10 protein-coding genes are annotated in these 13,132 nt (G+C 73.6%); 8 read left to right on the top strand and 2 right to left on the bottom strand.

Annotated elements, in window-relative coordinates; genetic code table 11:
* A complete protein-coding gene (gene hmgA / locus AB0O36_RS22150) occupies positions 1–1,344 on the bottom strand; it encodes a homogentisate 1,2-dioxygenase (protein WP_365113108.1) in 1,344 nt (447 codons plus the stop codon).
* Between the two features lie 155 nt (positions 1,345–1,499).
* Between hmgA and AB0O36_RS22145 the strand changes: the two genes are divergently transcribed.
* From AB0O36_RS22145 to AB0O36_RS22110, 8 genes are all read left to right on the top strand, one after another.
* The gene (locus tag AB0O36_RS22145; RefSeq protein ID WP_365113105.1) at positions 1,500–3,773 is read left to right on the top strand and encodes a right-handed parallel beta-helix repeat-containing protein; all 2,274 of its coding nucleotides are present in this window, start codon (positions 1,500–1,502) and stop codon (positions 3,771–3,773) included.
* Positions 3,770–4,768 (top strand): hypothetical protein, encoded by a 999-nt coding sequence (locus tag AB0O36_RS22140; RefSeq protein WP_365113102.1) that lies wholly within the window; start codon positions 3,770–3,772, stop codon positions 4,766–4,768. Before AB0O36_RS22145 ends, AB0O36_RS22140 begins: the two co-directional genes overlap by 4 nt.
* Positions 4,769–4,782: 14 nt before the next feature.
* A complete protein-coding gene (locus tag AB0O36_RS22135) occupies positions 4,783–6,300 on the top strand; it encodes a hypothetical protein (RefSeq protein WP_365113099.1) in 1,518 nt (505 codons plus the stop codon).
* Between the two features lie 21 nt (positions 6,301–6,321).
* Entirely contained in the window at positions 6,322–6,960 is a 639-nt protein-coding gene (locus AB0O36_RS22130) for a TetR/AcrR family transcriptional regulator (protein WP_365113304.1), read from the top strand.
* 102 nt (positions 6,961–7,062) lie between these two features.
* Positions 7,063–8,544: a citrate:proton symporter gene (locus AB0O36_RS22125; protein WP_365113096.1), complete on the top strand. Its 1,482-nt coding sequence runs from the start codon at positions 7,063–7,065 to the stop codon at positions 8,542–8,544.
* 102 nt (positions 8,545–8,646) lie between these two features.
* Positions 8,647–10,059: an aldehyde dehydrogenase family protein gene (locus tag AB0O36_RS22120; protein WP_365113094.1), complete on the top strand. Its 1,413-nt coding sequence runs from the start codon at positions 8,647–8,649 to the stop codon at positions 10,057–10,059.
* Positions 10,060–10,211: 152 nt separating this feature from the next.
* Entirely contained in the window at positions 10,212–11,291 is a 1,080-nt protein-coding gene (locus tag AB0O36_RS22115; protein WP_365113091.1) for a Zn-dependent alcohol dehydrogenase, read from the top strand.
* A 191-nt stretch (positions 11,292–11,482) separates the two neighbouring features.
* Complete coding sequence (locus AB0O36_RS22110; RefSeq protein ID WP_365113088.1) at positions 11,483–11,749, top strand: hypothetical protein; 267 nt, start codon at positions 11,483–11,485, stop codon at positions 11,747–11,749.
* A gap of 45 nt (positions 11,750–11,794) precedes the next feature.
* On the opposite strand, the gene AB0O36_RS22105 is transcribed toward AB0O36_RS22110, so the two are convergent.
* Positions 11,795–13,099, bottom strand: coding sequence for a penicillin-binding transpeptidase domain-containing protein (locus AB0O36_RS22105; RefSeq protein WP_365113086.1), 1,305 nt, complete (start codon positions 13,097–13,099; stop codon positions 11,795–11,797).
* Positions 13,100–13,132: the final 33 nt, after the last annotated feature.

Raw genomic sequence — 13,132 nt, 5'->3', positions numbered from 1 at the left:
CTAGGCGCGGAAGTGCCGTTCCAGTCCCTGCCAGACGTCGTCGTATCCGCGCTGCAGGTGGTCCGCACCGGCCGCCTGCGCGGTGGCGGTGACCGGCCAGCGGGTCTCGAACATGAAGGCCAGGCCGTCGTCGATCTTCTGCGGCTTGAGCTCGGCGGCGCTCGCCCGGTCGAAGGTCTCCCGGTCCGGGCCGTGCGCGGACATCATGTTGTGCAGCGAGCCGCCGCCCGGCACGAAGCCCTCGGCCTTGGCGTCGTAGGCGCCTTCGATCAGGCCCATGTACTCGCTCATCACGTTCCGGTGGAAGTACGGCGGGCGGAAGGTGTCCTCGCCGACCAGCCAGCGCGGCGCGAACACCACGAAGTCCACTCCCGCCAGGCCCGGGGTGTCCGAGGGCGAGGTCAGCACGGTGAAGATCGACGGGTCGGGGTGGTCGTAGCTGATGGTGCCGATCACGTTGAACAGGCGCAGGTCGTAGACGTACGGGACGTGCGTGCCGTGCCAGGCGACCACGTCCAGCGGGGAGTGGTCGTACGTCGCGGACCAGAGGTTGCCGCAGAACTTGTTGATCACCTCGGTGGGCCGTTCCACGTCCTCGTACGCCGCCACCGGCGCGCGGAAGTCCCGGGCGTTGGCGAGGCCGTTGGCGCCGATCGGCCCCAGCTCCGGCAGCTCGAAGGGCTGCCCGTAGTTCTCGCAGACGTAGCCGCGGGCCGGCTCGCCGTCGGTGTCGAGCAGCTCGACCCGGAAGCGCACGCCGCGCGGGATCAGCGCCACGTGGCCGGGCTCGGCGTGCAGCAGGCCGAGCTCGGTGCGGATCAGCAGGCCGCCGCGCTCGGGGACGATCAGCAGCTCGCCGTCGGAGTCGCTGAACACCCGGTCGGTCATGGACGTGTTGGCGGTGTAGAGGTGGATGGCCATGCCGGTGCGCTGGGTGGCGTCGCCGTTGCCGCCGAGGGTCCACAGGCCGGCCAGGAAGTCGGTGCCGGGCGCCGGGTCCGGCAGCGGGTTCCAGCGGAGCCGGTTGGGGTCGGGCACGGTCTCGGTGAACGGCGCGGTGCGCAGCCCTCCGTTGTCGGTCCGGGTGAAGGGCGGGTGGGCCGCCGACGGGCGGATCCGGTAGAGCCAGGAGCGGCGGTTGCTCGCCCGCGGCTCGGTGAACGCGCTGCCGCTGAGCTGCTCGGCGTAGAGGCCGAGGGGGGCGACCTGGGGGGAGTTGCGGCCCGGGGGGAGTGCCCCGGGGACGGCCTCCGAGCTGTGTTCGTTGCCGAAGCCGGAGAGGTACGTCAGCCCCTCCGCCGTCTTCCTGGCCTGCTCGCTGCCGTTGCCGCTGGCGCTCGTCATGCGTTCGCTCCCGCTCCGTCGAGGAATCCTATGGTCGACAGTAGGATTCCGTGCCCGCCGCGTCAACGGCGGAAATTCCGGCGTCCCGGGCATGCGGGAATTTCGGCGTGCGCGAGGGGCTCACAAAAGATGAACATTGCTCTACTCTCTCGCGCATGTCGTGGACCCGCAGGTTCCCTGCCGTGCCGGCGGCGCCCGCCGCCGCCCTGCCCGCCGCCCTCCTCGCCCTGCTCCTCGCCGTACTGGCGGTGCTCGCGGCCGCGCCCGCCGCCCGCGCGCACGAGGAGCGCCCGGTCACCTTCCCCGACGGCTCGGGCTCCGTTCCCCGGTACCGCACGGGCGAACCCGACCTCATCGTCTGCAAGGCCGACCGGGCCGACTTCGAGAAGCGGATATCCGCTTTCCCGGCGGAGCTGCGGCAGCGCAACCTGGACCTCTTCGCCCGCTGCCAGAGCGGGGGCTTCCGGCACCTCCAGCAGGCCGTCGACAGGGTGGACCGGCCGGGCATGAACATCGCGATCCTGCCCGGGCTCTACGAGGAGGAGCCCTCGCTGCCCGAACCGGCGGGGGAGTGCGCCGCACTGGAGGCGCCCAAGTCCTCCTTCGGCTACCAGATCCTCGGCTACGAGCAGCAGGCCCGCTGCCCGCACAACCAGAACCTGGTCGCCATCCTCGGCAAGACGGACCTGCAGATCGAGGGTACGGGCGCATCCCGGCTGGACGTGGTCGTCGACGCCAAGTACCGGAAGCTGAACGCGATCCGGGCGGACAAGTCGAACGGGATCTACTTCCGCAACTTCACCGCCCAGCGCACGACCTTCAACTCGCTCTACGTCCTCGCCGGGGACGGCTTCGTCATCGACGACGTGCTCACCCGCTGGAACGACGAGTACGGCTTCCTCACCTTCGCCAGCGACCACGGGCTCTACCGGAACTGCGAGTCCTACGGGAACGGCGACTCGGGCATCTACCCCGGCAGCGCCTCGAACATCAACGACGGCCGCGGCTACGACGTGCCCCGCTACTCCATCGAGATCACCGGCTGCCGCAGCCATCACAACATGGTCGGATACTCCGGCACCGCAGGAGACTCGGTCTGGGTCCACGACAACGAGTTCGACCGGAACATGGGCGGCGCCTCGATGGACAGCGCCTTCCCCGGCCACCCCGGACTCCCGCAGAACCACGCCAAGTTCGAGCGGAACCTGATCCACGACAACAACCAGGACTACTACCGGTACGTGGCGGACGGCACCTGCGCCAAAGCCCCCGTGGACCGCGGGTACGAGCAGGGCGTGGTCTGCCCGCAGATCTCCATGCCCCCCGGCACCGGCATCATCACCGCCGGCGGGAACTGGAACATCTACGAGGACAACTGGGTCTACGGCCACCGGCGCGCCGCGTTCTTCCTCTCCGCCGTGCCCGCCTTCATCCGCGGCGAGGAGAAGTGGTCCAAGCAGGCCGACACCTCCCACCACAACCGGTACGCGGGCAACGTCCTCGGCCGGGACAAGGCCGGGGCCTCCCGCCCCAACGGCATGGACGTGTGGTGGGACGGCCAGGGCAGGCGCAACTGCTGGCAGAACGGGCCGGACGGCTCCACCCCCGGCACCCTGCCCGAGTGCGGGGCGGCGCGCGGCGAGGTCTCCGGCGCCTCGGCCCGGCTGGTCGGCGAACCGGTGAAGCTGGTCCAGCTCCTGGTCTGCGCGGACTACAACGTGCAGGCGCGCCGCCTGCCGGCCGGCTGCGACTGGTACGGCGCCCGCGGCCTGGAACGGGTGGAGACCCAGATCGCGCTGGCCGCGGGCGCGGTCCTGCTGCTCGTCGGCGGCACCCTGTGGTGGCGCCGCCTGCGCCGCGACCCGCTCGGCACCGCCTCGTTCGCCGCGGGCGCGGCCGGCCTGGCCCTGGACGTGGCGGGCTCCACCATGTCCCTGACCGGCACCCCCGTGCCCGCCCTGGCACTGCTCCTGCAGGGCCTGTGGTGGACCGGCACCGGCCTGGCCCTGCGCCGCTCCCGCCCCTGGCTCGCCCGGCTGACCCTGCTCCTGGGCGCCCTCACCCTGCTGGACGCCTTCGACAAGGCCGTGCTGATGATCCCGTGGATCCCGGTGGGCCCGGCCTGGATCCGCGGCCCGGTGGCCGTGGTGTGGGTGCTCTGGGCGGTGATCGCCGCCGCCCGCCCCGACGGCACCCCCCAGGACCCCGCCGGCCCGTCCGACCCCCCTCCGTCCGGCGACCGCGTCCCGGTCCCGGCCGGCCCCGCCCCGGCCCTGGACACCGCGGCGCCCCCCACCCCGCCCGCCCGCGGCTCGGGCCCCGACGCCCAGGCCGCCCGCAGGCCCGGACCGGCCGCCCGGGGCGACGGGACGCCCGGGGACGGAACGCCCGGGGACGGAACGCCCGGGGCCCCGGAGGGAGCCGCATGAACGGCCGGCCGGACATCAGTGATGCCTGCGGCACTCGTGGCGTCTGTAGCGCCTGTGGTGCCCATGGCGCCTGCCGCACGCCGTTCCGCCGGACCCGCACGGCCGCGGCCCTGCTCGCCGTGGTGCTGCTGCTCGCCGCCGGCGGGGCGGCGGGCTGCGGAGGGCGGCCGACCACCCACCACAAGCCCGGCACCAGCCACGAGCAGGCGTCCGGCAGCACCGGCACCCTGCTGGACGCCGAGGACGCGGCCGGCCACCGCTTCCGCGAGGTCCCGGCCGCCGGCGCGCCCGAGGTCCGGCTCAGCCTCCGCGCCGACACCGAGGACGGCTGGAACCTCCAACTCGCCGTGCAGAACTTCCGGTTCACCCCCGACAGCACCGGCGGCGCGGCCCTCCCGGGAACGGGCCACGCGCACCTGGAGCTCGACGGCCGCAAGCTGGCCAGGCTGTACGGCCCCTGGTACCACCTGCCGGCCGCGCAGGTGCCCCCGGGCCCGCACACCCTGACCGTCCGCCTCTACGCCGACGACCACACGGCGTGGGCGGTCGCGGGCAAGCCGGTCGAGGCCACGGCGCAGCTCACCGCCACCGCGGGCGGCCCGCCCGCCCACAGCCACGACGCACCCGCCCCGCTCACGAGCACGGCGACCCCGCCGCCGGGCGGCGCCCCGCAGGGCAGCACGGCGCCCGGCAGCGCGGCATCCGGCGGCGCGGCATCCGGCGGCGCGACGGCCGACCGGACCGTCACGGTCTCGGTCCGCGACGGCAAGGTCAGCCCGGCGCCCGGCCGCACCGAGCTCAAACGCGGCCAGAGCGTGGCCCTGCGCGTCACCAGCGACCGCGCGGACACCCTGCACGTCCACGGCTACGACCGCGAACTCGCCCTGCCGCCGGGCCAGGAGGCCACCCTCCTCCTCGCCGTCGACCGCACGGGCCTGTTCGAGGTCGAGACCCACGAATCCGGCCTGGTCCTCGCCCAGCTCGTGGTCCGGTGACCCGGGTGCCGACCGTGACCGTCCCGTCCGGCACCGGCATGCCCGCCCCGCCGGATCCGCCCGCCCTACCGGATCCGCCCGCCCTACCGGATCCGCTCGCCGTGCCGGTCCTGCCGCCCGGGCCGGGCCCCGGCCGGTTCCTGGCGCACGGTGTGGGTTCCACCCACGACCTGCCGATCTCCCCCTTCTACGCGTTCGCCGGCGCCTTCACCGCCCTGTTCGTCTCCTTCCTGGCCCTCGGCCTGCTCTGGTCCACCTCCCGCTTCCGCGGCGACCGCTCCGGCCTCGCCCTCCCCGACCGGATCCAGCGCCTCGCCGACGCCCCGCGGACCCGCACCGCCCTGCGGGCCCTCGGCCTGGCCGCCGCCGCCTTCGTCGTGCTGCACCTCCTGTTCGGCCCCGACGACCCCGCGCGCAATCCCGCCCCCGGCGCGGTCTACGTGCTCTTCTGGGTCGGCCTGGTCCCCGCCTCCCTCCTCCTCGGCCCCGTCTGGCGCCTGCTCAACCCGCTCCGCACCCTCCACTCCCTCTCGGCCCGCCCGCTCTCCCGACTGCGCTCCCACCTCCCGCGCCACGACCCCCGCCCCGCCGACCCGGCCCGCCCTGCCGACCCGGCCCGCCCTGCCGACCCGGCCCGCCCTGCCGGCCCGGCCCGCCCTGCCGGCCCGGTCCGCCCCGCACCCGCCCGCCCGGTGCCCGCCGCCCTCGGCACCCGGCCCGCGGCCGCCGGACTGCTGGGCTTCACCTGGCTGGAGCTCGTCGCCCCCGACCCGGCGTCCGCCACCACCCTCCTGACCGCACTCGTCCTCTACGCCACCGTCCAGCTGCTGCTCGCCGCCCGCTACGGCGAGCGCTGGTTCGGCCACGGCGACGCCTTCGAGGTGTACTCCGGCCTGCTCGCCCGGCTGTCCCCCCTCGGCCGCCGCAGCGACGGCCGCCTGGTCCTCCGTAACCCCTTCCACGGACTCGACTCGACGCCCGAGCGGCCCGGACTCGTCGCCACCGTCTGCGTCCTCCTCGGATCCACCGCCTACGACGGCTTCTCCGACACCCCCTCCTGGATCAACACCGTCCAGACCTCCCCCCTCGGCCGCGTCCCCACGGCCACGCTCGGACTCCTCGGCGCCGTCGCGCTCGTCGCCGCCCTCCACTGCCTGTGCGCCGCGGCCACCCGCCTGGTCTCCGGCCCGCTCCCCGGCCCCCTGACCGCCTTCGCGCACTCACTCGTGCCGATCGCCCTCGGCTATCTCGTCGCCCACTACTTCTCCCTCCTGGTGACCGAAGGGCCACGCACCGTAAGCATGGCACTCGGCACTGACAACGCCCCTCCGCCCGTCCCACCCCTGGGCCCCGGCGCCCTGGCCGCCCTCCAGGTCACCGCCGTCGTCACCGGCCACGTCCTCGGCGTGGTCGCCGCCCACGACCGCTCGGTCCGGCTCCTCCCGCCCGCCCGGGCCGTCGCGGGCCAGCTCCCCCTGTTCGCGCTGATGATCGTCTACACCGTCGGCGGAATAGGCCTCCTGCTGAACTGATCCACAACGAGGAGCGGCATGATGGACCCCGTGCCAGCAGTGCCTCCCGCCCATTCCCTCCGCCGCGCCCCGATCCAGCAGCGCAGCGCCGACCGGCTCGCCCGGATCCTCGACGCATGCGCGGAGCTGCTCGACGAGACCGGTTACGAGAACCTCAGCACCCGCGCCGTCGCCGTGCGCGCCGGCGTGCCCATCGGCTCCGTCTACCGCTTCTTCGGCAACAAGCGGGCCATGGCCGACGCCCTGGCCCACCGCAACCTCGACCGCTACGCCCAGGGCATCGCCGACCGGCTCGCCGAGCTCCCGGCCACCGACTGGCGGCCCGTGGTCGACGCGGTGCTCGACGAGTACCTGGCGATGAAGCGGAGCGTGCCCGGCTTCGTGCTCGTGGACTTCGGGGTGCCCGCACCGCCGCCCGAGGGCGCCGAAGGGCCCGTCACGGACCCCAACCTGCTGGTCGCGGCGCGGCTCACCGAGCTGCTCTGCGCCCACCTCGGCCTGGTCGCGGACGAGGTGCTGGGGCGTGCCGTGCTGGTCGCGGTCGAGGCCACCGACGCCCTGATCCAGCTCGCCTTCCGGTCCGATCCGGCGGGCGACCGGCACATCGTCGACGAGACCCGCGCCATGATGCACGCCTATCTGGCCCGGGTCCTGGACTGACCTCCCCGCCGCCCGTACCCCTGCCCTGAGCTGGGGTTTTGCTCGTATTGCTCACGCGCTCACCCCTTGTTGGCCGGTGAGTGCGCTCCTTACCTTCCCTGCATGCTGACCATCCTCGGTTTCGCCATGATCGCGACGTTCCTGGTCCTGATCATGATGAAAAAGATGTCGCCCATAGCGGCCCTCGTCATCGTCCCCGCCCTCTTCTGCGTCGCCGCCGGCCAGGGCGCGCACCTGGGGGACTACGTCATCGAAGGCGTCGGAAAGCTCGCCCCGACCGCCGCCATGCTGATGTTCGCCATCGTCTACTTCGGTGTGATGATCGACGTCGGCCTGTTCGACCCGATCGTCCGGGGCATCCTGCGCTTCTGCAAGGCCGACCCGATGCGCGTGGTCGTCGGCACCGCGGTGCTCGCCGCGGTGGTCTCCCTCGACGGCGACGGCTCCACCACCTTCATGATCACGGTCTCGGCCATGTACCCGCTGTACAAACGGCTCGGCCTGAGCCTGGTGGTGATGACCGGTGTGGCCGCCACCGCCAACGGCGTCATGAACACCCTGCCCTGGGGCGGCCCCACCGCCCGCGCGGCCACCGCGCTCAAGCTGGACGCCGCCGACATCTTCGTCCCGATGATCCCCGCCCTGGCCGTCGGCCTCGTCTTCGTCTTCGTCCTCGCCTACGTCCTCGGCGTGCGCGAGCGCCGCCGGGTCGGGTCCCTGGTCATGCCGGGCGAGGTCGAGGAGGAGGTGCCGGTCGCGGCCGGCGGCACCGGGAGCGCGCCGGCTTCGGCAGCCGCAGCGGGCTCCGCAGTGGCGCAGGGCTCCGGAACCGCACCCTGCTCCGGATCCGCCCCGGGCTCCGCAGCCGCACCTGCCAAGGCCGCCGGCGCGGCGGACGGCCGTCCGGGACCCGCCCCGGAGGGCGAGGACGAGGACGAGGACTTCCGGGGTCTGGACCCGAACCGCGCCACCCTGCGCCCCCGGCTCTACTGGTTCAACGCCGGACTCACCATCGCCCTGCTCACCGCCATGATCATGGAACTGCTCCCCATCCCGGTGCTGTTCCTCCTCGGCGCCGCCCTCGCGCTCACCGTCAACTTCCCGCGGATGCCCGAGCAGAAGGAGCGCATCGCCGCCCACGCCGAGAACGTCCTCAACGTCGCCGGCATGGTCTTCGCCGCAGCCGTCTTCACCGGGGTCCTCACCGGCACCGGCATGGTCAAGCAGATGGCCGACTGGCTGGTGGACGCCGTCCCCGAGGGCATGGGCCCGCACATGGCCCTGGTCACCGGCCTGCTGAGCCTGCCGCTCACCTACTTCATGTCCAACGACGGCTTCTACTTCGGCGTCCTGCCGGTGCTCGCCGAGGCCGGGGCCGCCCACGGGGTGTCCCCGCTGGAGATCGCCCGCGCCTCCCTGGTCGGCCAGGCCCTCCACATGTCCAGCCCGCTGGTCCCGGCCGTCTACGTGCTCGTCGGCATGGCCAAGGTGGAATTCGGCGACCACACCCGGTTCACGGTGAAATGGGCCGCCCTGACCTCCCTGGTGGTACTCGCCGCAGGGATGCTTTTCGGCATCATCTGAGGCCGCCGTGAAGAAAACCGGCGCCGCTCATCCGTAGGGTGTCGGCGAGGTAGTTTCATTGCACATCGGTCGTCCATCGCGCATCGGTCCGGGAGGAAGCCCATGAAGGCCCACGACGGCATGTACATCGGCGGGGAATGGCGGCCCGCCGCCGGCCGCGACCGGATCGAGGTCGTGAACCCGGCGGACGAGCAGGTCCTCGCCGGTGTCCCGGCCGGCAGCGCCGAGGACGTGGACGCGGCGGTACGGGCGGCCCGTGAGGCCTTCCCCGGCTGGGCGGCCACTCCGCCCGCCGAACGCGCCGCCCGGATCGCCGCCGTACGCGACGTCCTGGTGGCCCGCAAGAAGGAGTTCGCCGAGCTGATCACCGCCGAGCTCGGCGCACCGCTCGGCTTCTCCGAGATGGTGCACGTCGGGGCTCCGGTCGCGGTGGCCTCCTCGTTCGCCGAGATCGCCGCCGCGCACCCCTTCGAGGAGCGCATCGGGAACTCCACCGTGCTCCTCGCCCCCGTCGGGGTCGTCGGCGCCATCACGCCCTGGAACTACCCGCTGCACCAGATCGTTGCCAAGGTGGCACCCGCTCTCGCGGCGGGCTGCACGGTCGTCCTCAAGCCCGCCGAGGACACCCCGCTGACCGCGCAGCTCTTCGCCGAGGCCGTCCACGAGGCCGGTGTTCCGGCCGGCGTGTTCAACCTGGTGACCGGCACCGGCCCGGTCGCCGGACAGGCGCTGGCCGCCCACCCGGACGTCGACCTCGTCTCCTTCACCGGCTCCACCGCCGTCGGCCGGCTCATCGGTGCCACCGCCGGCGCCGCGGTCAAGCGGGTCGCCCTGGAACTGGGTGGCAAATCGGCCAATGTCATCCTGCCCGGCGCCGACCTCGCCAAGGCCGTCGCCACCGGCGTCGGCCACGTCATGAACAACTCCGGCCAGAGCTGCAACGCCCTCACCCGCATGCTGGTCCACCGCGACCGGTACGAGGAAGCCGTGGCCCTGGCCGCGGAGGCGGTCGCCGGCTACCCGGTCGGCGACCCGCGCGAGACCGGGACCCGCCTCGGCCCGGTGATCAACGCCAAGCAGCGGGACCGGGTCCGCGGCTACATCGACAAGGGGGTCGAGGAGGGTGCCCGCCTCGTCGCCGGCGGCCCCGACGCGCCGCACGACCGGGGTTACTTCGTCGCGCCCACGGTCTTCGCGGACGTCACCCCCGAGATGACCATCGCCCAGGAGGAGATCTTCGGCCCGGTCCTCTCGATCCTGCGCTACGAGGACGAGGAGGACGCGCTCCGGATCGCCAACGGCACCGTCTACGGCCTCGGCGGCGCGGTCTGGGCGGCCGACGAGGAGACCGCCGTCGCGTTCGCCCGCCGGATGGACACCGGCCAGGTGGACATCAACGGCGGCCGCTTCAACCCCCTCGCCCCCTTCGGCGGCTTCAAGCAGTCCGGCGTGGGCCGCGAACTCGGACCGCACGGCCTGGCCGAGTACCTCCAGACCAAGTCCCTGCAGTTCTGACCGCACCACCTGCCTGACCGCACCACCTGCCTGACCGCACCACCTGCCTGACCGCACCACCCGCCCGACCGCACTGCCCGCCCGACCCGCACCGCCCGCCCGACCACCACCCCGGCACACAGACACCCACCCAGACGGAGAAGATCGCCATCATGGTCCGCGCCGCCATCCTGCCCGCCGTCGGAGCACCGCTGGAGATACGGGAGATAGTCCTGCCCGAGCCCGGCCCCGGCCGGGTCCGGGTCCGGCTCGCCGCCGCCGGGGTCTGCCACTCCGACCTCTCCCTCACCAACGGCACCATGCGGGTCCCGGTGCCGGCGGTCCTCGGACACGAAGGCGCGGGCACCGTCGTGTCCGTCGGCGAGGGCGTCACCCATGTCGCCCCCGGCGACGGAGTGGTCCTCAACTGGGCGCCGTCCTGCGGGCAGTGCCACCACTGCGGCATCGGCGAGGTCTGGCTCTGCGCCAACGCGCTCACCGGAGTCGGCGCGGTCTACGCCCGGGACGACCGGGGCGCCGACCTCCACCCCGGCCTCAACGTCGCCGCGTTCGCCGAGGAGACCGTCGTCGCGGCCAACTGCGTGCTGCCCGCCCCCGCCGGCATCCCGCTCGCCGAAGCCGCCCTGCTCGGCTGCGCCGTGCTCACCGGCTACGGCGCCGTCCACCACAGCGCCCAGGTGCGCCCCGGGGAGTCGGTGGCCGTGTTCGGCGTGGGCGGCGTCGGCCTGGCCGCGCTCCAGGGCGCCCGTATCGCCGGGGCGGGCCCGCTGATCGCGGTGGACGTCTCCCCGGCCAAGGAGGAACTGGCCCGTGCGGCCGGCGCCACCGACTTCGTCCTCGCCTCCGAGACCACCGCCAAGCAGATCCGCGCCCTGACCGGCGGCCACGGCGCGGACGTGGCGATCGAATGCGTCGGCCGCGCCGAGACGATCCGGACGGCCTGGGAGTCCACGCGGCGCGGCGGCCGCGCCACCGTCGTCGGCATCGGCGGCAAGGAGCAGCAGGTCTCCTTCCACGCGCTGGAGATCTTCCACTTCGCCCGGACCCTCACCGGCTGCGTCTACGGCAACACCGACCCCGCCCGGGACCTCCCGGTCCTCGCCGAGCACGCCCTCGCCGGCCGCCTCGACCTGGCCGGCCTGGTCACCGACCGGATCGGTCTGGAGGGCATCCCGGCGGCCTTCGACGCGATGCTCGCGGGCAAGGGCGGCCGGTCCCTGGTCGTCTTCTGACGCCTGCGGACCACGGCAGTGCGGCCGGCCCGAACGTGCGTGCACGGGTGGGGTGCTCTAGCGTCGAAAGGGCGAGGGTGACCGTGGCGTCGAGCCGGCCACCCCTCGGACAGGCTGCTCCGCGTCGCCCCCGCCCGTGGTCCGGCGCACTCGCCGATCCCGTGACCGACCGAGAGAGCAGGTGCATCCGCATGCGTCCGTCGGCTCGTATCTCCACCGTCCTCGCCGGCCTGACCCTCGCCGCCGGCGCCGTCGTCTTCGCGGGGCCCACTGCCCACGCGAACATGCAGCAGTGCGAACAGGCCGTCGCCCAGGCCAAGATGCAGGTCTCGGACGCCGTCAAGCAGGCGTGCTACGAGGGCCAGATCGGCAACCAGACCAGCTGCTCCGCCAGCCTCGTCCAGGCCGGCATCTCCAATGACGTCGCAGCCAAGGCCTGCCGGGTGGCTCCCAAGTAGCGGCGCAAGGCGGTCCGTGCGGCCCGGCCGGGACGGGCCGCCGGGTCACCGGCCGGCCGCCCCGGCGAGCCGCGCGGCGATCCCCCCGGCCTCCTGAGTGGTGTCGGTGGGGGTGGACAGGCAGACCGCGACGGCCAGCGGGCGGCCGCCACGGGCCGAGCCGGACGCCAGGGCCCAGGTGACCGAGGCGGAGGGCACCCAGGCGTTCACCGAGTCGCCGATGGCGGACCGCAGCTCGTCCGCGGTGTGCCGGGATACGGCGCGACGGGCGGGCATGGGCGCCGGCCCCACACCTGCGGCCACCAGCTGCGGCTGGACCCGGGTGCCGCCATTGCCGACCGCGGCCATCACCATCGCCATGTGCACGGGGGTGGCCTTGGTGTCGAAGAGGCCGTCGGCCGTGAGCGCGAGCTGCGCCGGATTCCCGGGCTTCGCGGGCCAGGTGCTCGCCCAGGTCCGCAGCGGCATGTCCATCGTGTCCCAGTTGAACCCGAAGGCGCCGGCCGTGGCAGCCAGAGCCTCCCCGCCCAGGTCGGCCGCCAGGCGCGCGAAGACGTTCGAGCAGGCGTGGCGGAGGGCCGTACGCAGGCTCGCGTCGGTGCAGTGGGCGGGATCCCCGGCGAACCGGGCCGTACTGTCGGGGACGTTGAACACGGCCGGGCTGCTCGTCGGCGTGTCCACCGAGGCGAGCAGCCCCTTCTCCAGGGCGGTGGCGGCGACGATGACATGGGCGGCGGAGCCGATGTTCTCCACGTTGCGCAGGGCCTTGTTGGAGAGTGGCCCGTCGGGGCTCGCGCGGAGCTGCTTCATCGCCTTGTCGTCGGCGGTCATGTACCCGCTGAACGTCCCGGGGTCGTACCCGGGGGTGCTCACCAGGGCGACGATCTCGCCCGTGCGGGCGTCGAGGGCGATCGCGGCGCCCTTGCGCCCGCGCAACGCGTCGAAGGCGGCGCGCTGGAGCGCCGGATCGATGGTGGTCGCCACGTCCTTACCCGCGGTGATCTCGTCCTGCAAGAGCCCTTCGAGCCCCGCGGCACCGAACGCCATCGAGCGGTAGCCCGTGACGGCCGAGTACAGCTCCCCGTCCGTATAGGTGCGCCGCCACGGGACCTTGGCGTGCCCGGAAGCCTCCGAACCGGTGACGGGACGCCCGGCCACCAGGATGTCGCCGAGCGCCCCCTCGGGCTTCGGCGGGGCCGGCTTCGCCGCCGTGGTGCCGGCCGCGGCGGGTGCGGACGGCTTTTCCCCGTCCGAGCCGGACCGCTCCGAGGAGCAACCCGACAGTCCGGCGGCCAACAGGCCGACCAGCGTGGCGATGACGGAGGCGGAGCGGCGGTGCGGCAGGGACATGGCCTCATCCTAGGAACAAGATCACGTCCATGC

It is taken from the genome of Streptomyces sp. NPDC089799 (assembly GCF_040684755.1).
Taxonomy (GTDB): domain Bacteria; phylum Actinomycetota; class Actinomycetes; order Streptomycetales; family Streptomycetaceae; genus Streptomyces.
Note: the sequence above shows the minus strand (reverse complement) of the source record. Positions and strands in the feature narration are given on the sequence as shown.

Coding starts and splice junctions, on each gene's coding strand:
- hmgA (WP_365113108.1), bottom strand. CDS start 1,344: ATGACGAGCGCCAGCGGCAACGGCAGCGAGCAGGCCAGGAAGACGGCG.
- AB0O36_RS22145 (WP_365113105.1), top strand. CDS start 1,500: ATGTCGTGGACCCGCAGGTTCCCTGCCGTGCCGGCGGCGCCCGCCGCC.
- AB0O36_RS22140 (WP_365113102.1), top strand. CDS start 3,770: ATGAACGGCCGGCCGGACATCAGTGATGCCTGCGGCACTCGTGGCGTC.
- AB0O36_RS22130 (WP_365113304.1), top strand. CDS start 6,322: ATGGACCCCGTGCCAGCAGTGCCTCCCGCCCATTCCCTCCGCCGCGCC.
- AB0O36_RS22125 (WP_365113096.1), top strand. CDS start 7,063: ATGCTGACCATCCTCGGTTTCGCCATGATCGCGACGTTCCTGGTCCTG.
- AB0O36_RS22120 (WP_365113094.1), top strand. CDS start 8,647: ATGAAGGCCCACGACGGCATGTACATCGGCGGGGAATGGCGGCCCGCC.
- AB0O36_RS22115 (WP_365113091.1), top strand. CDS start 10,212: ATGGTCCGCGCCGCCATCCTGCCCGCCGTCGGAGCACCGCTGGAGATA.
- AB0O36_RS22110 (WP_365113088.1), top strand. CDS start 11,483: ATGCGTCCGTCGGCTCGTATCTCCACCGTCCTCGCCGGCCTGACCCTC.
- AB0O36_RS22105 (WP_365113086.1), bottom strand. CDS start 13,099: ATGTCCCTGCCGCACCGCCGCTCCGCCTCCGTCATCGCCACGCTGGTC.